Below are 22,685 nucleotides of genomic sequence, written 5' to 3'. Positions count from 1 at the left end.
GATGGCGGAAAGGTAATCGATGGATCAACTTCACGCATCGTCCACGATGGGTTACATTCTCATCAGGGCGATCAGGCGCGGCGGCGATCGAACGGCGTTCATCTCCGATGGCAAGCGAACGACCTATCGTGACTTCGGAGCGCTGCTCTCGCGCATGTTGCAGGTCTTCGAACGGCACGGAGTCCGCCGCGGCGACGGTGTCGCCTGTCTGTCTCGCAATAGCATGGAAGCATTTCTGATCGGTGCGGCGTGTTATCTCTCGGGAGCACGTCTGACTAACCTCCATCCGCTTGCTTCCGCGGAAGATCAGATTTTCATGCTCGAGGACAGCGGCGCAAAGGCCTTCTTCTTCGACCCCGCGACATTCGCCGACCGTGCACGTGCGATCGTCTCGCGGGTTCGCTGCGTCGAGGCGATGGCACTGGGGCCCAGCGAAACCGCGGTCGACGTGCTTGCCGAAGCCGGATCGTTTCCCGCGCGCGACTTGGTCTCGAATGCGAGGCCGAGCGATCTCTGCTGGCTGATCTATACCGGCGGTACGACGGGGCGGCCGAAAGGAGTGATGCACAGTCATCGCACGCACGTCGCCATGACGATGGCGGAATTGGCGGAGTGGGAGTGGCCGCGAGCGCCGGTCTTCCTCGCGACGACGCCCATCAGTCATGGCGCGGGTGGCTGCCTGTTGCCCGTCCTGGTCTTGAGCGGCACCGTCGTGATGGCCAACGGTTTCTCGCCGGAAGGATTCTTCGAGGTCGTACGGTCGTATGGCGTTTCCGCCACCTTCCTCGTGCCGACCATGATTTACAAACTGCTGGACCACGCGGCGTCTCATGACGTCCGGGACATCGGCCTCGAACTTGTGATCTACGGGGCCGCACCGATGACACCCGTCCGCCTGCGCGAAGCGATTGAGCGTTTTGGCCCGATCTTCATGCAACTCTATGGGCAATCCGAGGCCCCCAATTCCGTGACAGTCTTGCGAAGAGATGATCATCTTTCCATCGACAATCGACGGCTGACCTCATGCGGGGTCCCAATCGGCAATAGCCAGGTCGCGCTTTTAAACGAGGAGGGAGGGCAGGTCGGTGCAGGAGAGTTGGGTGAGATCTGTGTCCGCGGACCGTTAGTGATGGAGGGCTATTGGAATCGGCCGGAGGAGACTGCCCATGCCTTTCGCGACGGCTGGCTGCATACCGGCGATTTGGCGCGCTGCGACGACGACGGCTTCTTCTACATCGTCGGTCGATCGAAGGACATGATCATCACCGGTGGCTTCAACGTTTATCCTTCGGAGGTCGAGGACGTCCTTACTGCACACGAGGCCGTTTCCGCTGCAGCCATCATTGGGCTACCCGACCCCGTGTGGGGTGAAGCCGTTACCGCCGTCGTGGTCTTGCGCGAAAATATGACCGCATCGGAGGCCGACCTGATCGCCTGGGTTCGGCAGGCGAAAGGACCGGTCTGTGCGCCGAAGGCGATTCACTTTCGTCAGGACATTCCGCTGACGTCACTCGGCAAGCCGGACAAGAAGGCGCTGCGGGAAAGTCTACAGCCAACGCCGGCGCCCTGACGACCTAGAGCATTTCGGTTCTGATTGGATCAGAACCGAAGCTCTAAATTCTTGTTTTGACGCGTTTTCTTCACGCGAACCGGTGTCCACTTCGCTCGAAAACGCTCTGAATCGATTACATCCTTCCCGATCGATTCCGTCGATGCGGTGTCTGATCGCGTTCGGCTGTATCCCTCAGAGGGTGGGCATCAGGACACCGCGCGGATCCACGTCGCGGCGGAGGTTGTGCAGCTCTTCGGCCGTCGGCGCCTCGGTTTCGGGCACCGATGAAAGGTCGCCGAGGTCGAATCCGGTGGCGTCCTGCAGCTCCTGCCGGCTGACGCCGCGGTGGATTGAGCGGACCTTCATGCGCCCGGCCTCGCGGTCGAAGTCGAACAGACATTTGGGGGTGACGACCATGCAGGGGCCGCCCCAGTCGAGGCCGAGCTTCCTGCGTCCTTCGATCCCTCCCGGATAGCCGACGCCGGAGACGTAATCGACCTTCTCGACGAAGTTGCGCCGGTCATGGTGCGGCATCATCACATATTCCCGCCGGAACAGCGTCATATGCTCGGGCTGCAGGATCGGGCCGACGAGGCGAACCTTGGGCCGGTCGTGCGGACCGACGCAAACACTGTTGATGTTGCCGACGCGGTCCACCTGTACCGCACTGCTGAATCCGAAGCTCACGTCGCCGCGTTTGAGCACGAACTGGCCGGGATAGTCGACCATCTGGGACTCGCAGGGCAGGTCGCGCAGCATCGCGCTGTGCTCGGAGTCGGGCAGCCGGTCGATCTCGCTGAAGTCCGGGTTATGATAGCAGCCAGCGAGCAGGATGGTCAGGTTCGGTGCGTGCATGCGCTTGGCGAGCTCCATGGCCGCAAGCGGGATGCCGGTCCCGAACAGGGCCGCCGCGGCCCCCGTGAGGAGACCGGTGAAGCCGACCTCGGCATCGGCAAAGCTGCGGGCCAGTGCGACGGCGAGCGTTTCGTTGAGGGTGGCGGGCGCGGTCATGCAAGGCTCCCGAGGTCGGCGAGGCGAGAAAGCTGGGCGGCGCCGAGCTTGTCCAGATAAGCGAAGTGGTCCACCGGCCGGCGGACCCAATCATCAAGGTAGGCGGCGAAGGTGCCGTCGTTTGCAGAGGCCGCCACATAGGCATCGAGATGGGTATCATCGGCCAGATATCGCCCCAGCGTCGGCGTCGGATGCGATCCCCACGGCACCTCGACCACGGCGCTGATCCGATAGGAGGGCAGCTCGACGAAACGGGCGTGCCGCTTGATGAAGGATTTTGCGACGATCTTTTCTGCGGTGACGATGACATGCTCGCACGAGCGGGCCATCAGCACGTCGCCGCTCTGCGGCAGCAGCCGCCGCGCCGGCGTTACGATGTTGCCCTGCTCGTCGGCCGCGATAGCGTGGATCACCACCACATCGGGATTTGCCGCCGGGAAAGCGTGCAGCCTGCGGCCGGTGATGGGGCAGGGGAATTCCTTGATCTCGTCGTTGTAGGTGACGACATCGTTGCCGCCCAGAAACTTGGCCGGCCAGAAGTCGAAGCCATCCTGGTTGGCGCGGAAGCGGTCCCAACACGCCATCTCGGGATAGTCGACGACCTTGAGGCGTCCGCCTTCCACGGCGCGCCGATAATTGCGTGCCAGGCCGTGCTTCTCCAGCCCCACATAGGATGTTTCGACCCTCTTCAAGCAGCCGGCGCCTGCCAGCATGTCGACATCGAAGGAGTGGGCAGATCCGATGATCGTCAGGTCGCGCCGGCCCTGGCGGACCAGCTCGCGCACGAAGGCCATTGGTTTCTGATAGACGGCGAAGCCGCCGAGAGCGAGCCGGCAACCGTCGCCAACGCGTCCGGCGGCTTCCGGCAGGGTGATCAACTTCGAGGCAAGGGGAGCTTTGCTCATGCAAATCCGTCCGCACGTGTGCGCTGCCGGCGGAGCATGCTCCACCAGACGGCGAGGATGATGACGAGGCCCTGGGCGATCAGGAACACGATGGGGTCGATACCGGCGAGGACCATGCCATTGCGCAGCACGGCGACGAACATGACGCCGAGCACGGTGCCGACGAGGCGACCATATCCGCCGTTCAGGCTGGTTCCGCCGACGATGACCGCGGCGATCACGTCGAGTTCGATGTGCTCGCCGACGGTGGCGCTGCCCGAGTTCAGCCGCGACACGAGCATGATGCCGCCGATCGCCGCGAGCACCTGGACGATGATGAACACGGCAATGCGGATGGCGCGCACGGGCACGCCGTAGCGCGAGGCCGTGATCGGGTTGCCGCCGACGGCATAGAGGTGCCGCCCGAAGCGCAGTTGCGAGAGCAGCAGCCAGCCAAGTCCGATCGTGCCGGCCATGAGAACGACCGGTGTAGGCAGGCCGAGAACGGAGCCATACCATAGACCATCGAGCGCCTTCGGCATCGGCCCGATGGTGAGGCCGTCGCTAATGTAGAACGCGACGCCGCGCAGCGCCGACAGCAGCCCCAGCGTCGTGATGAAGGACGGGATCGCCCAGATCACGCGCAGCGCGCCGATGAAGGCGCCGATGAGGACCGCGATGCCGACTGCGAGCGCGCTTGCGGTGACGAGCGACCAGCCGAGCTTCACGACCAGGAGCGACATCACGGTTCCGGCAAGGCCAACGGTTGCTCCCACTGACAGGTCGATCTCACCTGCGATGATCACCATCGTCATCCCGACCGCGATCATCGCGACGACCGAAGTCTGCGTGAGGAGCGTTGCGAAGTTGGCGACGGTCAGGAAATTCGAAGCCGTCGCCGAGAAGTAGATGATGAGTGCCGCCAACGCGATGCCGACGCCGATCTCGGCGCGCCAGGAGGCCAGGGCCGCCTTTAGTCGCGCCGGACTGATGCCTTCGCGAGGTTGGGCGAGCGTGCTGTTCATGGACATGGGTTCTCGCAGGAAGATTGTGAGGGGCTTCTAAGGAGCTCCGTGCCTCGCCTCAGTTGGACAAGGAGCGCACGAGGTCCAGATATTCTTTCACGGGTTGCTGATCGCTCTTGGTGTAGAGCTTCACCGGCACGTTGACGTAGCGCGGCTGATTTTCGCCGCGCTTGGCCTTCACCGCGGTTTCGACGGTCAGATAGCCGATGCGGTAAGGCTGCTGGTCGGCGATCGCCTCCACCGCGCTCGACGGATCGAGCAGCATCTGGGCGAGATCCTGGCTCATGTCGATACCGTACAGCTTGGTCTGCGTGTTGGCCCGGCGCGCTGCGGCTGCCGCTCCGGCGAGCGTGCCGGCGTTGGAGGCCCAGATGGCCGTGGTGTCGGGCTTGCGACGCAGGATGTTCTCCAGGCCGTTGGCGCCCTCCTCGGGGGTGGCGCCGCTGACCTCGGCGACAGTCTCGTACTTCAAGCCTTCGAGAGCGGACAGGAAGCCCTGGCGCCGGGGCTGCATGTTGGCGTTGATCGGCGGCAGTGTGATGATGCCGATCGAGGGCTGGCCGCCCTTGCTCTCCAGATATTTGCGCAGCTCCTTGCCGACCGCGGCGGCCAGTTCGTGGCTGTCGACGCCGATCGAGTGGCTGGCGATCGAGGAATCCTCGAGCCGGGTGTCGTATTCGACGACCATGATGTTGCGGTCCTTGGCCCGGCGGGCGGATGCGACCGAACCCTGCTTGTCGAGCGGCGGCATGATCAGCACGTCGACCCCGCGGGTGACGAAGTCCTCGATCACCTGGCCCTCGGTCGGCAGCTTGCGCTGGTTGAGGCCGAACGTGATCGTCGCGCCGTATTTCGCAGCCGCGTCGCGCATGCCGCGCTCGATCTGCTGCCAGTACTGCGAGTCGCGCGCGTAGATGATGGCGCCGATCGTAATCTTGTCCTGAGCCTGTGCAGGCATCGCTCCCGCAAGCCCGACGGCCGTAACGAGCGCGAGCATGGCGGCCTTGAGCCAACGCATGGTGAACATGGATTCCCTCCCGATAAGGGCCGGCCCTTGGCGGGGGCATCGGCCCTTAACGTTTCCGCCGTAGGGCTGCTACTCCGAAAACGATTTCCGAAAAACGTTTCTGTATCCTACTTGATCAGGCCCTCTCGCAAACGTCAACCGCTAAGACCGCTGTTCCGGCTGCAGGGTCGGCCAGCGCGGCGGGGCGTCGCGGGGCGAACGTCTGATCGGCATCCGAGGTCCAAGGTCGGCGTCGCGAGTCCCTCATCCGATCACGCGCTTTCCGATCAATTCATCGCAGCGTTCGCGGGACCAGCCGAGCCACTCGGCGGCCACCTCGCTTGTGTGTTCGCCGACCAGCGGAGAAGGTCGGCGCACGGCGCCCGGTGTCTCGCGCAGCGTGACCGTGATGCCGTGGGTCGGATATGCGCCGGCGCGCGGATGATCGACCGTCAGGATCTGGTTGCGGGCCTTGAGCTGAGGGTTCTCGACCACGTCAGTCATCGTGGAGACCTTGGCGCAGGGCACCCCGGCGCGGTCCATGGCCTCGACCACGGCGTCGGCAGTGTGTCTGAAAACCCAGGCCTGGACTTCGGTCTCGATCGCGGATGCGTTCGCCACGCGCGCCTTGACGGTGGCGAAGCGCGGATCCTGCAGCAGGTCCTCGCGTCCCATTGCGTTGACCAGACGCTGGAACAGCGGATCGGTGCCCGAGGCGATATGCACCCAGGCGCCGTCCGATCCCTTGAAGGTGTTGACCGGCGACGTGTAGCGGTCCCGGTTGCCCTGGCGGCTCATGCTGCGGCCGAAGACGGCCTGCTCGGGGATCGCCGTCATCAACAGGCTGGCTGCGCTTTCGAGCAACGTGGCTTCGACGAGCTGGCCCTTGCCGGTCTGCTCGCGGGCGGCAAGCGCGGTGAGCGCCCCGATGGTGGCGTAGAGCGCGGTCGTGTAATCCACCACGAAAGTGCCGGCCATGGTCGGCGGGCCGTTCGGGTCGCCGGTGAGCTCCATCAATCCGCTCGTCGCCTGCGCGATCACGTCGAAGCAGGGGCGCTGCGAGAGAGGCCCGGTCTGTCCGAAGCCCGAGATGCGCACCATGATGAGCCGCGGGTTCAGCGCATGCAGCGCCTCCCAGCCGCAGCCCATCTGCTCCATCGTTCCCGGACGGAAGTTTTCGATCAGGATGTCGGCCTTGCCGGCGAGCTCGCGCAGCACCTGCTGGGCCTCAGGTTTGCGGAAATCGAGCGCGAAGCTGCGCTTGTTGCGGTTATAGGTCATGAAATAGACGCTCTCGCCGCCAAGCTTCGGCTCGTTCTCGCGGGTGTCCTCGCCCGAGTCGATGCGCTCCACCTTGACGACATCAGCACCGTGATCGGCAAGCTGCATCGCGCAGAACGGGCCGGCGATGAAGCGCGACACGTCGAGGACCTTCAATCCCTGTAGCGCACTGAACATGTCAAAGATCTCCTGCTTCCTGAACCGGAAGTCTGTCGAGGTGTTGGCGGTAGGCGAGATACTGCTTCTTGAGATGAGCGTAGGCGGCGATCGCATCGGGCGCCGGTTCGATCTTCTCGCGGATTCGGACCATCGCGGCGCTAGCCGCCCGAAGGTCGGCATGAAGTCCGACGCCGACGGCTGCCAGCATGGCGGCCCCGAGCGCCGAAGCCTCGGCGATTTCAGGTACGATGAGCGGCTTGCCGAGCAGGGCGGCGCGAATTTCGAGCCACAGCGACGACTCGGCCCCACCGCCGACGGCGCGGATCTCGCGCACCGGCATGCCCGCGGTCGCGAGCGCATCGAAGACCTCTGCGACCTCAATCGCTACGCCTTCGAGCGCGGCGCGGAACAGATGCCCGCGTCCGTGCTCGAAACTTAGTCGCATCAAGCCGCCACGTTCGGTGACATCCCATCGCGGCGTCCGCGAGCCCGCCAGCATCGGTGAGAAGATCAGGCCGTCGCTGCCGGCGGCGATCGCGGCGGCTTCGGCCGTCAACGTCGGCAAGTCGGCGCCGAGCACGCCAGCAAGCCACGCGACCGCGCCGCCGGTAGCGGCCATAGGACCGCCGATGCACCAGGCCTCTCCGACAGGAAAGCGATTGAGGACCAGGCGGCGATCCGGATCGAAGCATGGCTGATCGGCGCAGGCAAAGATGACGTCCGTGGTGCCCATGACGTTGACGGCAATGCCGGGCTCGACCATGCCGCCTCCCATTCCGCCGACGGTGCCGTCAGGGCCGCCGACCACCACCGGTGTTCCATCCAGCAGCCCCAGCGCATTCGCCGCGCCCCGGGTCAGCCGGCCGGCGATCGCGGTGCCGTCGCGTATCTCGGGGAAAAGGTGGCGCGGCAGTTCCAGCGCTGCGATCAAGTCCTCGCTCCAGGCGCACCGCCCGACATCGAACAGCAGCGAATAGGAAGCGCCCGCGGGATCGCAGACGGGTTCGCCGCAAAGCCGCATGAGCAGCCAGTCCTTCATGGTCAGCATGAGGCGCGCTTTGGCGAAGACGTCGGCCTGATGATCGCGGAACCAGAGCAGCAGCGGCCCGGTCAGCTCGGGGGCGATCCGGCGACCGGAGATGCCATAGACCGTTGCGGCGCCAAGTCGACGTTCGATGAGGACAGCTTCACGCGTCGCGCGCCGGTCCTGCCAGGTGCAGATGGGAGCAAGCGGCAGCCCGTGCGCGTCCGTGAGCACCATGCCAATCGCGGCGGTGACGCCGATCGCGGCGATGCGCTCCCGATCGACGCCGAGATCACGGACCGTTTCGACGACCGCTGCCCACAGCGATGCAGGATCGGCCTCGGCGAACGAGGCCTGAAGCGCAACGCTGAAGGGGCGGCTGGCATGTGCGAGCCGCACGCCGGTCGCGTCGAACAGCGTGGCCCGCGTGCTGCTGGTGCCGGCGTCGATGGCGAGGATCAGGTCACCTCGCATTATGACTCGATCCTGTGAAGGAGATGGCGGCGGGAGAGGCGGGCAGATTCATGGGTCCCGTACGTCGGTTTTGGCGTGCTGGCATAAAGACATAAAAAACGATTTCCGAAAACGTTTTTTTCTGCTACGCGTCGCTGCCATGGCCAAGACGGCCGCGGATCTCAAAGACAGTCAGGAGTGCAGCAGATGACGACTTCACAGCCCGCGCGAGCCAAGATCGGAGCCGCACGTGCGGTCGTCCAATGCCTCAAGCTCGAAGGTGTGGAGTTCATCTTCGGCGTACCTGGCGGCCAAACGCTCTCGATCATGGACGCGCTCTATGACGAGCCCGGCATCCGTTTCATCACGACGCGCGATGAGCGCGCTGCCGCACATATGGCCGACGCCTACGGCCGTCTCACCGGCAAGCCCGGCGTCTGCCTCGCGACCACCGGCCCCGGGGCTACCAACCTGATCACCGCCGTAGGCGGTGCGCACCGCGATTCAAGTCCGGTTGTGGTGATCACCTGCAACAATCGGCGCCGGCACGTCGGCCAGGACGATAACCAGGATGCCGATCACATCACACTGTTTCGGCAGTTCACCAAGCTGAGCCGTTTCGTGCCGGACAGCGAGGGGATTCCGCAGGCGGTGCGCGAGGCCTTCCGTGTGGCGACGACCGGCAATCCCGGCCCCGTTCTGCTCGATTTCGCCCGCGATGCGGTCGAGGGCGGCGAGATCGCGTTCGAGCCGATCGACCCGCAGAATTACCGGTTCAACGAGCGCCCGGTCGCGCCTGATGCCTCCATCGCGGCGGCTGCCCAGGCGCTGGCCGTCGCCAGGAAACCGGTGCTGTGGCTTGGTCGCGGCGCGATCATCGCGCGGGCCGGCGAGGCCGCGCTGAAGCTGGCCGAACTGCTCGGTGCGCCGATCGTGACGAGCTTCAACGGCATCTCTGCCGTGCCCGGCGACCACGATCTATGCTTTGGCCCGCGCAGCCGCTTCGGTACCAAGGTTTCCAAACACCTGCTGCAGGACTCGGATTGCATCCTTGTCGTCGGCAACAGCATGAATGCAGCGTCGACCTCGCGCTGGACGCTGCCGCTGACGCGGAACATCGTGCAGGTGGATCTCGATCCGGCGATCGTCGGCCGCAATTACCCGGTCGCCGTGGGCGTGATCGGCGACGCAACGGATGCGCTGCGGCGGCTCGCAGGGGCGCTGCAGGGCAAGGTATCGGCCAATGCCGCCGCGCGCGCAGACTGGCTCGCTCAGGCCAGGCGGCTGCGGGAGGATTGGCGCAAGGACGTCTTCGCCCCGGCCTACGCGACGTCGCGGCCGATCAAGCCGCAATGGGTCATGCAGACGCTCGGCGCAGCGATTGATGCGAACACGGTGATTGTTGCCGATGCAGGCAACCCCGGCGTCTGGACGCATATGCTGCCGATCAAGACGCCCGGCGCCTACATGAAGCCGGTCGGCTACGGAAACATGGCCTTCGGCCTGCCGGCCGCGATCGCCGCCAAGCTTGCGGGACCGGGCAAGGACGTCATCGCCGTCGTCGGCGACGGCTCGCTCGGCATGAGCATGGGCGACATGGAGACTGCCGTGCGCGAAAAGGCGCCGTTCACGCTGATCGTGATGAACGACATGGCGTACGGCAACATCAAGCAGGAAGAGCTGCACTTCCACGGCCAGCGCTACATCGGCGTGGATTTCGGCGACGTGGACTATGCAGGCATCGCCAAGTGCATGGGCGGCGACGGTGAGAAGGTTGCCAATCCCGCCGATCTGGCTGCCGCGATTGCCCGAGGCAAGGCCTCGGGCCGCTTCTACCTGATCGACATCCGCATCGACGGAAGCGAGAACGTCTGGAAGGATCCGATCTGATGTCTTAGCCGACCGCCGTGTTGTCGGGGATCAGACCCGCAACACCCGGTTGGTCGTGATGCCGAGCAGCCGTCGCGAACCGACGGCATCGATGGCCGCCCAGTGATCGCCCGGCTTGAAGACATGCGTATCGAGCCAGACCCGTAGGGCCTGGTCCGACCGCGTCGCTTCGGCGATCTCGCCAACCGCTGCGTGGTCCGCTTCGTAGCGGGTGTCGCAGGCGGCGGGATACGCGCCGTAAGGCGCTTCGACGATGCAGGCGACGGCTTCGCCGGACAGAAAGGGATCGGTCGGGCGCCGGGCGATAGCTTGGCGACTGACGACCTGCTCGACGGACACGATCACCTTTGTCGCGGTCTTCGCGAGCAGCAGGTCCGGGAGTTCGGGCTCCCATTGATCCAGCGCGAAGCGAACGTTGCCGTCCGCATCGGCCCACTGCGCATGCAGGAGCACGAAATCCGGCCGCAATGTGCGGAAATGGGAGTCCCACGTGCCCGATGTGAAGGGCAACCCGAGCGCGATGGCGCGGATGCGATCCCGAGTCTCCATGTCATTGGCCGCGATACTCGCGCCGCAACTTGCAGCAACGAGGAGTTCGAGCGCCAGGCTCTTGTCCCAGGACACTAAACGAAGGTCCTTGCGGCCCTGCCGGATGATCTCGCACACCAGCGCCATCGGCGGCCTGCGCCCTGCGTGGCCGCCAAGGGCAACACAGTCGGCGTCGCGAATGAGGCCGATTGCATCGGCGAGCGAAACGACTTTGTGTCCTGCGGACATTGGCGGGAATCCTCGGATGGGCTCAGCGCTCGTCGCGACCGACATAGACCCCGTCGGGGTCGATGACCTCGCGCAATAGGCGGAGCAAATGAGTGTCGGGCTTCGGTTCGGTTTCGAGCGTTGGAGCCGCATCGATCGCAAAAGCGATGTGCTCCTGTACCTCGCCCAGAGTTACCCCGGGATAGAGCCGTTCCACGCGCATGCGCTTTGAGGCCGGATCGAAACCAAGGACCGCGCGATCGCTGATCACCCTGACCGGGCCGGCCCCCGGCAAGCCCGCAGCTTCGCGTGCGCCAGGACCGGTGAGGAAACCCGGTGTCGTCAGGTACTGCACCTTCTCGACGAAGCGCTTGCGATCGAGGCGCGCGATCACCACGAAGCGCTTCGCCATGCTGGCGATGTCGTTGGCGCCGCCGCTGCCCGGCAGCCGGACCCGCGGCCGGTCGTAGGGGCCGATCACCGTGGAGTTGAGGTTGCCGTAAGGATCGATCTCGGCCGTGCCGAGAAAGCCGATGTCGACCTTCGCCTGCTGCAGCAGACTGAGGGCATAGAACGTGCCCGCGACCTTGGTAGAGCCGTGCACAAGCCGATAGTCGCCCACGCCGGTGGCGAGATCGACAGGCTGGGGATCGATGATGCCGGACTCGAACACGAGGTTGACGCGCGGCGCGTGCGTCGCCTTGGCGAGATAGGCGGCCACCATGGGCAGGCCTGTCCCGATGAAGGCGGTGTCGCCGTCGCGAATCTCGCGCGAGGCAGCGACGGCCATGTATTCGTCGCGGCTGACGTCAGTCATGGCAGACCTCACGCAGGTAACCCAACGCGGGGTCGACGCGCAGGCGGAGCAGCCGGGACATCGTCAGGGCGTCCAGATAGGCATAATGATCGGGGAGGCCATGCACCCAGCGGTCAAGCCAGGCCGCCGTATCAGTTTCCGAGCGCGACGCCGCGTAGTAGTCGGCAAGATGAGGGGCGTCATGGTCGTAGTAGCCGTAGACTCCCGTCGGATGCGCGCCGTACGGCACATGGACGATCATGTCGACCATCAGCGCCGGCAGCAGCGTGAGTTCCGGTTGGCGACGGATGACGTCGGTATCCACGATCTCTTCGACGGTGACGATCACCTGTCGCGCAGCGCGCGCCTGCTCCTCGATCACCGACGTTGTCCCGAATAGCTGCGCATTGCCGAGCCGGTCGGCGCGGGCGGCATGGATGATGGCTACGTCGGGCTTGAGCGGAGAGACGGCGGTGACGATGCCGTTGCCGAAGGGTGACTCCAGGCGCTTGGCCTTGTGCGCCGCCGGCTCGAAACCGGAGACCGCAAGGATATCCGTCCCCGCCATCGCCTTCATCGGCATGAACGGCAAGCCGAGCCCCGCCGCCATCAGGCGCGACACCATGCCGAAATGGCTATGGTCTTCGACCGCGATGGTGCCGGCCTCCACCGCCTTGGAGAAACGCTGGCAGCGGCCGTAGCCCTCGAACATGAAGTTCGAGAAATACACCTTCTCGAGCATGCCCGCGGCGGCCAAGAATTCTGCGACCCAGCATTCTGCCACGCTCATCAGCGTGAGCCGCGAGTGCCCTTGCCGGATGAGCTCGCGCGTGAAGGCGAGCGGCTGGTGGGAATGCGCGAAGCCGCCGGCGGTCAGCGATGCGCCGCTCACGACGGATTGCGCGGCCTCGGCCAGCGAGACGAGTTTCGACGGCGTTTGCACCATGCTGGGGGTCTTGTCCGTAAGGCGCTCAGGCCGCCTCGATCCAGGTCTGGCGGGCGCCGGTGATCAGCGACACGATATCGTCGCCATTGACGGAGGCGGTCGGCACGTCGCCCACCTTGGTCCCATGCCGCAGAACCACCACACGGTGGCTCATCTCCATCACCAGCGGCATGTTGTGGCTGATGAGCACGATGGAGATGCCTTGTTCCTGCAGCTTCCGCACGGCGTCCATCGCTCGCTTGGTCTCCTGCACGCCGAGCGCGGCAGTCGGCTCGTCGAGCAGCACGAGCGAGGATTTCCATAGTTTGGTGCGGGCCAGCGCAACGGCCTGGCGCTGGCCGCCGCTGAGACCGGAAACGTTGGCGTCGGCGCGCGGCACGTTGACAGAAAGGCCCTTCAGCGCATGGTCAGCCGCCGCGCGCATGCTGCGCTTGTCCAGGAAACGCAGCGGAGCGATCCCCCAGGTCCTTTCCCGGCCCAGAAATATGTTGTCGGCGACGCTCAAATTGTCGCAGAGGCCGAGGTCCTGGTACACGGTTTCGATTCCCAGATTCCTCGCCACCTCCGTGGAGGAGATCGCGATAGGGCGGCCGTCGAACAGGATTTCTCCTCCGGTCGGCTGAATGGCGCCGGACAGTATCTTGACGAAGGTGCTCTTGCCCGCGCCATTGTCGCCGACGAGCGCGATGGTCTCGCCTTTACGGATGCGGAAGTCGACGCCCCGCAAGGCATGGACCGGGCCGTAGGATTTCCTGACGCCACGCGCTTCAAGAAGGGCCGCGCCGCTCATGCCTGGGGTCATTCGCATCCTCCGTGTCGGCCTGACAAGCCACGAAACGATTTCCGAAAACGTTTCTTGGTTTTGCAAGCTACACGTGCTATGACGCCGGGGTCAACTGCGGACTTAATCTGCTTGCGATGTGCGTTCTCTCAGGGTCTGAATCTGGACGAAGCCCGGCCGGCCGCTATTGCTGCCGAACGGTGCATGGGTGTCGGAGAGCCTGAGACATGAAAGACAAGAAGCGCGTAACGATCAAGGATGTCGCCAACGAGTGCGGCATCGCCCTCTCGACCGTCTCCAACGCGCTGGTTGGCAAACAGCATGTGAGCGAGGAGACCCGGCGGCTGGTGAAGGAGACGGCCGAGCGTCTCGGCTATCGTGCGTCTGCCGTGGCCAGGGCGCTCCGGATGCAGCGCAGCTTCACCATCGGCGTCCTGATCGCGGACGTCGCCAACCCGGCCTTTCCGGATTTCGTCCGTGGCGTGGAGGACGTGGCGATCCGCGAAAAGTGCAGCCTGCTTCTCTGCAACACGGATGGCGATGAGGAGAAGCAGATCTGGCATATGCGCGCGCTGCTCGACAGCCAGGTCGATGGCATGGTGCTGATCTCCCAATACACGGATACGCCGCGCGTTCGCGAGCTGCTCGATTCGGGGACGCCGTTTGTGCTGGTCCAGCGGCGCAGTCCGCGCCACGAGGATGACTATGTCGGTTCCGACAATGTCGGCGGAATCACCCAGGCGGTCGATCATCTCGCCAGTCTCGGCCATACCCGCATCGGCTTCGTGCGTGGTCCCATGGACTCCTCGACCGCCGCCGAACGGCTCGAGGCCTACAAGGCCGCGGTCCGCCGCCTGAAGCTGGACCGGGATGCCGAACTCATCTTCAACGGCGACTACAATTTGCCGACCGGCTATGACGCCGGCCTGCGCTTGTTGTCTCTGCCCAATTGCCCCACCGCGATCATGGCCAGCAACGACCTGAACGCCATGGGCGTGATCGAGGCGGCCATGGAGCTCGGCATCAAGGTGCCGAGCGATCTCTCGGTTGTCGGTCTCGACGACATCCAGCTCGCTTCCTTCCGTCGTATCGATCTCACCACCATCCATCTGCAGAAGCGCACCATGGGCGCGGCCGCGGCGGAGATGCTGATGAAGCGGATCCGCAATCAGCGTCCGTCGCCGGCACGCGAGCAGATTTTCCCGACGGGCCTCGTGGTCCGCGGGTCCACCGCGCGCGCCCCCCAGGCGGCGGGCAGGAAGCGCAAGAAAGAAGCCGTATAATTCCAGTCAAGGAGAGGAAATGGCCGGTTCGCTTGAGGGGATCAAGGTCCTCGATTTGTCGCGCTTCATTGCGGGACCTGTTTGCGGAATGCTGCTGGGCGACATGGGCGCCGACGTCGTCAAGGTGGAGCGGGCCGGCAAAGGTGAGGATGCCCGGGCGATTGCGCCAAAGATCGGAGGCGAGAGTCTCTATGTCATGATGTTCAATCGCAACAAGCGCAGCGTTGCGCTCGACTATCGCAGCGCCGAGGGCCAGCAGCTCCTGCGCGACCTCGCCGCCAAAGCGGACATCCTGATCGAGAATTTCCGGCCGGGCACCCTCGAGAAGATGGGATGCAGCTACGAGGAGCTTTCCGCCATCAATCCGCGTCTGATCATGGTGCGCATCTCCGGCTTCGGACAGACCGGACCGCATGCGCAGCGCCCCTGCTTCGACGTCATCGCGCAGGCCATGAGCGGCCTGATGGAGATCACGGGCGAGGCCGGCGGTAAGCCGGTCCCTTCAGGCGCCTTCGTCGTCGATCAGGTGACCGGCCTCTACGCGACCGTCGGTGCGCTCGGAGCCTTGCAGGCGCGCGAGCGGACAGGACGAGGGCAGGTGGTTGACGCTGCGCTATTGGACAGCGCGGTGACCCTGCTGCTGACCGCCATTCCCGAATACGCGCTGTTCGGAACGGAGGCCACGCGCAAGGGCGCGCGCGACCGCTATTCTGCGCCCGCCAACAACTATCGTTGCAAGGACGAGCGCTGGATTCACTTCAATGCCGGCAATGATGCGCTGTTTCCCCGCTTGTGCAAGGCGGCCGGTCTCGAGCACCTGCTCTCGGATGATCGGTTCGCCACGCACGCTGCACGTATGGCCAACGCTGACGCGATCGAAACCACCATCGCCGGCTGGATCGCCCAGCACCACTCCGACGACGTGGTCGAGACGCTGGCGCGTGCCGAGGTGCCGTGCGGGAAGGTCGCCACCATTGCCGAAGTGGTCACAAATCCGCAGCTCAAGCATCGCGAGCAGATCGTCGATATCGCTTATCCCGACGGCAATGTGCCGATGCACGGGGTCACCGTGAAGCTCTCGGAGACCGCGAACAGCATCCGCCGGCGGGCGCCGTCGATCGGAGAGCACACCAGCGAGGTGGTGGCGGACTGGCTCGGCTGAAGTGAGCGCCGAACGCGCACGGGGCGACGGCGCCGCCCCGCGGCACGTTCGTGCCACATTATTCGGGGGCGCTCAAACCCGCATCAATACGCCGCGTGGATCAATCACCCCGCGCAGCAGGCGCAACTCCTCGGGCAACGGTTGCTCCGTCACGGGGATCTTTCCGGGAATGGTCGGCGCGAAGCCCATGCGTGAGCGCACGTCATCGAGCGTCACGCCCGGATGCAGCGAACGCAGGCGCATGGCGCCGTCGGTCCCGAAGTCGAAGATGGCCTTGTCGGTGACGACGAGCGCCGGGCCCGGCCCTGGCAGGCCAAATTCCCGACGCGGAGTGCCCCGCACCCGGTGGCCGACGCTGGTCACGAAATCGACCTGCTCCACGAACGTACGCTTGTCGAGGTCCACCACGATGATGGGACGGCGTACAAAGGCCAGATGCTCGGGCTGGGCGAGGCAGCCGACCAGCCGTACATCCGGCTTTGCATAATCGCCGATCGCGGTGATGTTGAGATTGCCGTGGCGATCGACCTGCGCCGCGGACTCGAACGAGACGTCGAAGCGGCCGCGGCCAAGCATGTCGCATTTGAAGCCCGTGTCGGCCGGGCAGGCCGCGGCATGCCAGCGCGTCAGGCTGTCCTGGCGGAGATTGTCGGGCATGCTGGAGAGGTCCGGATCCAACAGGTTGCCCCAGTAGACCGTCGCGCCGGGCGCGTGGCGTAGTTGCGCGAGCCGACACGCGGTGAGCGGGATGCCGACGGCGAGCGTGAAGGCGCGTCCGTTGGTGCCGACGCCGACAAAGATCAGGTCGTCATCCCTGATTTCGCGCGCAATGATACAGGCTGCGAGTTCGTTGACGGTGAAGCCGGTGGCGGTAAGCGTGTTCATGCGTCAGCCCTGCTGAACGGAAAGGGACGGGAGGCGGGCGGAAGCGCCGCTGGCGTGAAGGTACTCGTCGTGAGTCCGTGGTGTGCGGACGAAGCGGTCGAGGTAGCTCGTCATGCCTTCGGGGGTCTTGGCGTGCTCGAGGTAAAGCCGCAGGTGCTCTTCGTCTTCGTCGTAGATGGAGTCGCAGGCCGCCGGATGCGCGCCTTGCGGGACCTCGACGATGGCCTCGACCCACTGTCCCGGAATATAGGTGAGGGTCGGCTGCGCCTTGACGTGCTCGTGCGGAATGATCTTCTCGACGGTGACGATGAGCCGTTTGGCGGCGCTCGCCATGAGCTGGTCGATGTCGTCGCTGTCGCGCACGACGGGCCACTGCACGTTGCCGTAGCAGTCGCCGGCGTAACCATGAATGATGGTGAAATCGGCGTCGGCTGCGGCGACTGCATGAAGCTTGTCCCCGCTGAAGGGGCAGGTCATCGGCCGGATTTGCTCCGGATTGCGCGCCGCCATGTCGGAGCCGAGCAGCGAGCGAACGGGCATGAAGGCAAGCCCCGCTGCGGCCGCGCGGAAACGCGCCACGATCGCGCATTCGGAGAAGTCGCGCGCCGTGATGGTCCCGCTCTGGACGCCGCGCCTGAAATTGGGCGCGAGGCCGTGGCTGAACATCCCCGCATAGATGCCCTCCCAGCGCCGGATCGCGCACGCCGCCGCCAGCATGTCGGTCGCGGTGGTGGTCGCCCATGTGATCAAGGTGAGGTCCTTGATCTCGCGGCGGATCAATTCGCGGACGGCCGCATTGGGCTGGCGGCGCAGCAGACTCCCGCCGATCGCCAGCGTCACGCCGGACGGGATCGGGGCCAGCGCGGCCTCGAGTGAAACGAGCTTGTTCTTCATGGCGGCTCCCGGCACCGTGAGGCGGACCCCACAAAATTTCACAACGTGATCGGCCGCCAGATCGCATTTTCAGCTTGCGCGTCCGATATAAAAACGTTTTTATATCGATCATACACCGCGCGACAAGTCTCAAAACTGTGGAGACGCGGGTGAGATGGAGGAAATACTTGGCGCCGGTCCCGGCTTTTCTTGATGTTCGCGGTATTTCGAAGTCGTTTCCCGGCGTGGTGGCGCTTGATCAGGTGTCATTGCTGGTCGAGCGCGGTGAAATACATGCGCTTATTGGAGAAAACGGCGCCGGAAAATCGACCCTGATGAAGGTCCTGGACGGAATCTACACGCCGGATGGCGGCGAAATCTTGCTGGATGGCCGTCCGGTGCGGATTCCGGATCCCTTCGCGGCGCTCGAGCTCGGGATCAGCATGGTGCATCAGGAGCCAAAGCTTTGCAGTCCTTTGTCCATTTCGGAAAACGTTTTTATGGGACGCCTGCCGCTGGCGGCCTGGGGACGGGTGGATTGGGCCGAAGCCGATCGCAGGACCGCCGAATTACTGGAGCGTGTCGGCCTCGATCTCGATCCGCGTACCCTGGTCGAGGCATTGTCGATCGCGCAGCGGCAGCTCATCCAACTCGCCAAGGCGCTCGCATTCAAGGCGCGTCTGATCATTCTCGATGAGCCGACCGCGAGTCTCACGCCGGTGGAGGTCGATCGCCTCTTCACCATCGTGCGGGGGCTGCAGGCCGATGGCGTCAGCTTTCTTTATATCTCGCATCATCTGGACGAGATTTTCCGGATCGCCTCGCGCGTCACCGTCCTGAAGGATGGCCGCAGGGTGACGACCCTGGACGTGGCGTCGACCAGCAAGGATGTGCTGATCGGCCTCATGGTCGGGCGTGATCTTGGCGAGCGCTTCCCCGCCAAGGGGAGGGTGCCCGGCAAGCCGGTGCTGGAGGCGCGGGAGATTTCAGGTCACGGCTTCAGGGACGCAAGCCTGACGTTGTGCGCCGGCGAGATTCTCGGCCTCTCCGGCCTGGTCGGCGCAGGCCGAACGGAGCTGGCGCGCGCCCTGTTCGGTGCAGCCCCGATCTCGGCGGGGCGCATCCTGATCGACGGAGAACCGGTCGTCCTGCGCAGCCCGGCGGACGCGATCAGAAAGGGCGTGTCCTACATCGCCGAGGATCGCCGCGACGGCCTCTTCATGCCGCTTTCGGTTCGCGAGAACATCGCGTTCGCGGCTCCGGAGAAGCACAGCCGCTTCGGCGTGCTCAACAGCCGCAAGCAGGCCGAGCAGGCGCGGGCGTTTATCGGCCGCCTCAACGTGCGGACCCCTCATGCCGAGCAGCCGGTCGCCGTGCTGAGCGGCGGCAACCAGCAGAAATGCATCCTTGCGCGATGGCTCCTCAAGGGCGTGCGCGTGCTCATCCTTGACGAGCCCACCCGCGGTATCGATGTGGGCGCCAAGCGTGAGATCTACGCGCTCGTCGATCAACTCGCCCGCGAGGGAATTGCGGTCCTGCTCATCTCCTCCGAACTGCCCGAGATCCTGGGCATGGCCGATCGCGTGCTCGTCATGAGCGACGGGCGGATCACCGGCGAAGTCGAGGGCGACCGTGCGACGGAAGAAAGCCTGCTCGCTCTCGCCCTCCCCGCTCAATCCATCAAGCAAGAGCTTCACGCATGACCGACACCGCCATCACGGAAGGCGCGGCCTCTCCCAAATCCGCCAACTCCGGTTACAACCGGGCCCTGGGCTTGCTGGTGCGTTACAGCAACGTGCTCGCACTCGTGCTGCTGCTCGTCGTGGCGAGCCTGCTGTCGCCGTACTTCCTGTCCTCGCGCAATATCCTGAATGTGTTGCGCGGGGCGACCATGATCGGCCTCGTCAGCATCGGGATGACCTACGTCATCTTGAACCGGGGAATCGACCTCTCGGCCGGCTCCATCGTCGGCATTTCGGCCGCCTTGACCGCCGGCTTCGCGCACTACGGCGTGGGCGCCGCGGTGCTGGTCGGGGTCGCGGCGGGGGTCGCGGTCGGCATCGTCAACGGGCTGCTGATCACGCGCCTGCGCCTGCAGCCTTTCATCGCGACGTTGAGCACGATGATCTTCGTGCGTGGCCTCGTCTACATCTATACGGAAGGCAGCAACGTCATCGTGCGCGATGCGTCGGCGGCCTTCACTTTTCTCGGGTCCGGCTTCATCGGGCCTGTTCCGGCGCCGGTGGTGCTGTTCGCGTTCGTATGGCTGATCGCGGCTGTGACGCTCCGCTATACCGTGTTCGGCCGCGCCGTCTACGCCGTCGGTGCCAATGAGGAGGCGGCTCGCCTCTCGGGCATCGCAGTCGAGCGCAACAAGGTGCTCGTCTACACGGTGAGCGGGCTGCTGGCGGGTCTTGCGGGCGTGGTCCTGGCGAGCCGCCTCACTGTCGGCGAGCCCAATGCCGGCACGCTCTATGAGCTCGACGCCATCGCAGCCACGCTGATCGGCGGCACCACCTTCGATGGCGGCGTCGGCGGTGTCGGCGGCACGGTGCTCGGCGTGCTGATCATGGCGTTCCTATCGAACGTCCTCAACCTGCTCAACGTGTCACCTTATTCTCAGATGCTGCTCAAGGGCGTGATCATCGTTCTGGCGGTCGTCATGAGCGAATGGAGAAAGCGGCGCTGAAGCCCGCAATTGGAGGAGAAATCATGACCCACGACGGAACGCGGCGGGCGAACCGCCGCGACATCCTCAAGCTCGGCGCCGGCGCTGCGGCGCTCGCGTCCGGCGCCATCTGGGGACAAGACTCGTTTGCGCAGGCCGTGCAGGGAAAGACCGTCGGCTTCACGATGTCCTTCTCCAACACCGAGTGGATCAAGCAGCAACAGGCAGGCATCGAGGAGACCGCCAAGAAGTACGGTCTCAAGACCGTCGTCTATGATGCCAACGACCAGCCGGCCAAGCAGGTCCGCGACATCGAGGATCTGCTCGTCCGCAACGTCGACATCATCATCATCTCGACTTACTACGCCGAGGCGATCACGCCCGCGGTCAGGCAGATCAATGAAGCCAAGATTCCGATCGTGGTACTCAGCTCGCCGCTGGCCGGCGGCGTTGATTTCGCGTGTCACCTCGCGACCGACACCATGGCGACCTCGCGTTCGGCCGGCGAGTACTACGTCAAGAAGCTCGGCGGCAAAGGTCTGATTGCGCAGATCGAGGGCAAGCCTGGATCGGTAATCAACCAGCAGCGCGGGAAAGGCTGGCGTGAAGTCATCGAGAAGCATCCGGACATCAAGATCATTGGCCACATCGTCGCCAACTACGACCGCACCCAGGCCATCAAGGGCATGGAGGATCTGCTCCAGGCCAACAAGCAGATCGACGCGGTCTACTGCCATAATGACGACATGGCTCTCGGCGCTGTGCGCGCCGCCAAAGAGGCGGGGCGCAAGGACCAGATGTGGTTCACCGGCTATGACGGTCTCACGGTCGAGGCACTGGAAGGTATCTACAAGGGCGATCTCGACGGCGTGTGGGAGTATCTTCCGTTCGGCTCGGAGGGGATCGAGGCCGCGGTGCAGATCCTGCGCGGCAAGCCGATCAAGAAGACGATCGCCTTCGATTCCCCGCTGATCACCAAGTCGAATGTGACCGAGTGGTATGACCCGGAGAGCCGCAAGCGGAAGGTCCTGCCTTCACGCCTGACCTTCTGATGCTCCGATCCCCGACTCCGGCCGGGGGCCGTTGTTTCCTTGCATTCGGCCGAAGCCGCAGCCGGCCGCCGTTCGCGCAGCAATCGAAGAGCGCTTCCAGGACGTGACCATGACCCAATCGACCGCCGCACCGAACCCCTGGCGCGATCTGACCGACCCTCGCCGGGCCGTGACCGTAGATGACCTCGAAGCCGGCCTGAAGGAGCCGGTGTTCGAGAACCTGCGGATCCCGGAGGAACTGGGGCCGGTGACGATCACCATCGACGATCACAAGATCAAGCGCTTCGCTTTCACCCAGGACGACTATGGTGCCTGGTACCTGCGGGGCGAGAGCCCGTTCGACGGTGCGCGCATCGGTCATCCGGCGCTGCTGGGCAATGATCTCGTCCAGCTCTTCACCACGCGTTATCGTGCCAGCAAGACGGTGGGTTTCCACACCGAGGAGCAGATCTGGTTCGATAGTCCGGTGAAGCTGGGCGAACGCGTGACGCTCTCCGGCCAGTATGTCGAGGCCTATGAGCGGCGCGGCCAAGGCTATGTGGTCATGGAAGCCCAGGCGACCGCCGAGGACGGGCGCAGCATCGTCAGACACCGCGGCGTCGAGATCCTGCGCACGGTGCCGGGTCTCATCGCCGGCCGCGGCAGCAGCAAGACGACCGAACGCAGCGTGACGGGAGAGGTTGCGGACTGTGCGCGGCGGATCGAGAAGGCCGGTAGCGATGTGGCTGTGGGCGACGTGTTGACGCCGCTCGCCAAGGTCTTCACGGCCGAGCAGACCGCTGTCTTCTCGCGCATCGGCGAATACGTGCGCAATACGCACAACGATCTGCAGATTGCCAAGAAAGGCAAGCTGCCGACCCTGATCGTGCAGGGCCAGCAGGAATACGGCGCCGCAGCGGAGCTGATGGCGCGGGTGTTCGGCGCAGCCTGGTTTACCAAAGGCTGGCTGAAGATGAAATTCATCAACACGCTGCAGGTGTTCGATCCGGTGTCGTTCTCGGGCGTGGTGACGGCTGTGGGCACGCTGGCCGATGGCGTGCGTGTCGTCGAGCTCGAGGTCTGGGCGCGCCGCGCATCGGATGCCAAGCTCACCGCGGTCGGCTGGGCGTCGTGCAGGTTGCCAGCCTGACGGTTTTCTTCACGCGAACCGCTGTCTACCCTCGGATCAAGTCCGAGCGCATGCTTCGCTCGAAAGGCG

Annotated in this window: 20 protein-coding genes; 8 read left to right on the top strand and 12 right to left on the bottom strand. The window is 64.8% G+C overall.

All coding sequences use genetic code 11. The features are described from left to right. Positions 1 to 19: 19 nt before the first annotated feature. Positions 20 to 1,570 (top strand): AMP-binding protein, encoded by a 1,551-nt coding sequence (locus ACZIRK_RS22790; RefSeq protein WP_463328137.1) that lies wholly within the window; start codon positions 20 to 22, stop codon positions 1,568 to 1,570. 174 nt (positions 1,571 to 1,744) lie between these two features. Here ACZIRK_RS22790 and ACZIRK_RS22785 read toward each other — a convergent pair whose 3' ends face one another. From ACZIRK_RS22785 to ACZIRK_RS22760, 6 genes are all read right to left on the bottom strand, one after another. Further along, on the bottom strand, positions 1,745 to 2,563 hold the full coding sequence (locus ACZIRK_RS22785) for a hypothetical protein (RefSeq protein WP_130223228.1): 819 nt from the start codon (positions 2,561 to 2,563) through the stop codon (positions 1,745 to 1,747). Beyond that, positions 2,560 to 3,468 carry a CoA transferase subunit A gene (locus ACZIRK_RS22780; protein ID WP_463328136.1) on the bottom strand — a complete coding sequence of 303 codons (909 nt, stop codon included), beginning with the start codon at positions 3,466 to 3,468 and terminating at the stop codon, positions 2,560 to 2,562. Before ACZIRK_RS22780 ends, ACZIRK_RS22785 begins: the two co-directional genes overlap by 4 nt. Then, positions 3,465 to 4,478, bottom strand: coding sequence for an ABC transporter permease (locus tag ACZIRK_RS22775; RefSeq protein ID WP_130223224.1), 1,014 nt, complete (start codon positions 4,476 to 4,478; stop codon positions 3,465 to 3,467). Before ACZIRK_RS22775 ends, ACZIRK_RS22780 begins: the two co-directional genes overlap by 4 nt. 52 nt (positions 4,479 to 4,530) lie before the next feature. Further along, positions 4,531 to 5,499: a sugar ABC transporter substrate-binding protein gene (locus ACZIRK_RS22770; protein ID WP_130223222.1), complete on the bottom strand. Its 969-nt coding sequence runs from the start codon at positions 5,497 to 5,499 to the stop codon at positions 4,531 to 4,533. A gap of 243 nt (positions 5,500 to 5,742) precedes the next feature. Continuing rightward, positions 5,743 to 6,936, bottom strand: a complete 1,194-nt coding sequence (locus ACZIRK_RS22765; RefSeq protein WP_165435047.1) for a CaiB/BaiF CoA transferase family protein — start codon at positions 6,934 to 6,936, stop codon at positions 5,743 to 5,745. Between the two features lies 1 nt (position 6,937). Then, positions 6,938 to 8,416 carry a xylulokinase gene (locus ACZIRK_RS22760; RefSeq protein ID WP_130223218.1) on the bottom strand — a complete coding sequence of 493 codons (1,479 nt, stop codon included), beginning with the start codon at positions 8,414 to 8,416 and terminating at the stop codon, positions 6,938 to 6,940. Between the two features lie 186 nt (positions 8,417 to 8,602). On the opposite strand from ACZIRK_RS22760, the gene ACZIRK_RS22755 reads away from it, so the two are divergent. After that, positions 8,603 to 10,285: a thiamine pyrophosphate-binding protein gene (locus ACZIRK_RS22755; protein ID WP_463328135.1), complete on the top strand. Its 1,683-nt coding sequence runs from the start codon at positions 8,603 to 8,605 to the stop codon at positions 10,283 to 10,285. A 30-nt stretch (positions 10,286 to 10,315) separates the two neighbouring features. Here the strand turns inward: ACZIRK_RS22755 and ACZIRK_RS22750 are convergent, their stop codons facing one another. From ACZIRK_RS22750 to ACZIRK_RS22735, 4 genes are read right to left on the bottom strand one after another with little or no spacing between them, the layout of a single operon-like run. Continuing rightward, positions 10,316 to 11,062 (bottom strand): CoA transferase, encoded by a 747-nt coding sequence (locus ACZIRK_RS22750; protein ID WP_165435046.1) that lies wholly within the window; start codon positions 11,060 to 11,062, stop codon positions 10,316 to 10,318. 22 nt (positions 11,063 to 11,084) lie between these two features. Next, positions 11,085 to 11,858 carry a CoA-transferase subunit beta gene (locus ACZIRK_RS22745; protein WP_130223212.1) on the bottom strand — a complete coding sequence of 258 codons (774 nt, stop codon included), beginning with the start codon at positions 11,856 to 11,858 and terminating at the stop codon, positions 11,085 to 11,087. Further along, entirely contained in the window at positions 11,851 to 12,783 is a 933-nt protein-coding gene (locus ACZIRK_RS22740; RefSeq protein ID WP_130223210.1) for a CoA transferase subunit A, read from the bottom strand. The genes ACZIRK_RS22745 and ACZIRK_RS22740 overlap by 8 nt, the downstream gene beginning before the upstream one ends. Positions 12,784 to 12,808: 25 nt before the next feature. Beyond that, a complete protein-coding gene (locus tag ACZIRK_RS22735) occupies positions 12,809 to 13,585 on the bottom strand; it encodes an ATP-binding cassette domain-containing protein (RefSeq protein ID WP_245474518.1) in 777 nt (258 codons plus the stop codon). A 206-nt stretch (positions 13,586 to 13,791) separates the two neighbouring features. Here ACZIRK_RS22735 and ACZIRK_RS22730 point away from each other — a divergent pair, with 206 nt between their 5' ends. Beyond that, positions 13,792 to 14,847 carry a LacI family DNA-binding transcriptional regulator gene (locus tag ACZIRK_RS22730; protein WP_463328134.1) on the top strand — a complete coding sequence of 352 codons (1,056 nt, stop codon included), beginning with the start codon at positions 13,792 to 13,794 and terminating at the stop codon, positions 14,845 to 14,847. A gap of 19 nt (positions 14,848 to 14,866) precedes the next feature. Further along, a complete protein-coding gene (locus tag ACZIRK_RS22725; protein WP_463328133.1) occupies positions 14,867 to 16,009 on the top strand; it encodes a CaiB/BaiF CoA transferase family protein in 1,143 nt (380 codons plus the stop codon). Between the two features lie 72 nt (positions 16,010 to 16,081). On the opposite strand, the gene ACZIRK_RS22720 is transcribed toward ACZIRK_RS22725, so the two are convergent. Then, positions 16,082 to 16,894, bottom strand: a complete 813-nt coding sequence (locus ACZIRK_RS22720; RefSeq protein ID WP_130223204.1) for a CoA-transferase subunit beta — start codon at positions 16,892 to 16,894, stop codon at positions 16,082 to 16,084. A 3-nt stretch (positions 16,895 to 16,897) separates the two neighbouring features. Next, entirely contained in the window at positions 16,898 to 17,788 is an 891-nt protein-coding gene (locus ACZIRK_RS22715; RefSeq protein ID WP_130223202.1) for a CoA transferase subunit A, read from the bottom strand. 167 nt (positions 17,789 to 17,955) lie between these two features. Here ACZIRK_RS22715 and ACZIRK_RS22710 point away from each other — a divergent pair, with 167 nt between their 5' ends. The 4 genes from ACZIRK_RS22710 (at position 17,956) to ACZIRK_RS22695 (ending at position 22,616) form a co-directional block, all read left to right on the top strand. After that, positions 17,956 to 19,470 (top strand): sugar ABC transporter ATP-binding protein, encoded by a 1,515-nt coding sequence (locus ACZIRK_RS22710; RefSeq protein WP_130223200.1) that lies wholly within the window; start codon positions 17,956 to 17,958, stop codon positions 19,468 to 19,470. Beyond that, complete coding sequence (locus ACZIRK_RS22705; protein WP_130223198.1) at positions 19,467 to 20,456, top strand: ABC transporter permease; 990 nt, start codon at positions 19,467 to 19,469, stop codon at positions 20,454 to 20,456. Before ACZIRK_RS22710 ends, ACZIRK_RS22705 begins: the two co-directional genes overlap by 4 nt. 23 nt (positions 20,457 to 20,479) lie before the next feature. Next, positions 20,480 to 21,487 carry a substrate-binding domain-containing protein gene (locus tag ACZIRK_RS22700; protein ID WP_165435045.1) on the top strand — a complete coding sequence of 336 codons (1,008 nt, stop codon included), beginning with the start codon at positions 20,480 to 20,482 and terminating at the stop codon, positions 21,485 to 21,487. A gap of 109 nt (positions 21,488 to 21,596) precedes the next feature. Further along, complete coding sequence (locus tag ACZIRK_RS22695; protein ID WP_130223194.1) at positions 21,597 to 22,616, top strand: hotdog family protein; 1,020 nt, start codon at positions 21,597 to 21,599, stop codon at positions 22,614 to 22,616. Positions 22,617 to 22,685 lie beyond the last annotated feature (69 nt).

It is taken from the genome of Bradyrhizobium sp. Leo114 (assembly GCF_055229415.2).
This window is presented reverse-complemented; position numbering and strand designations above follow the sequence as displayed.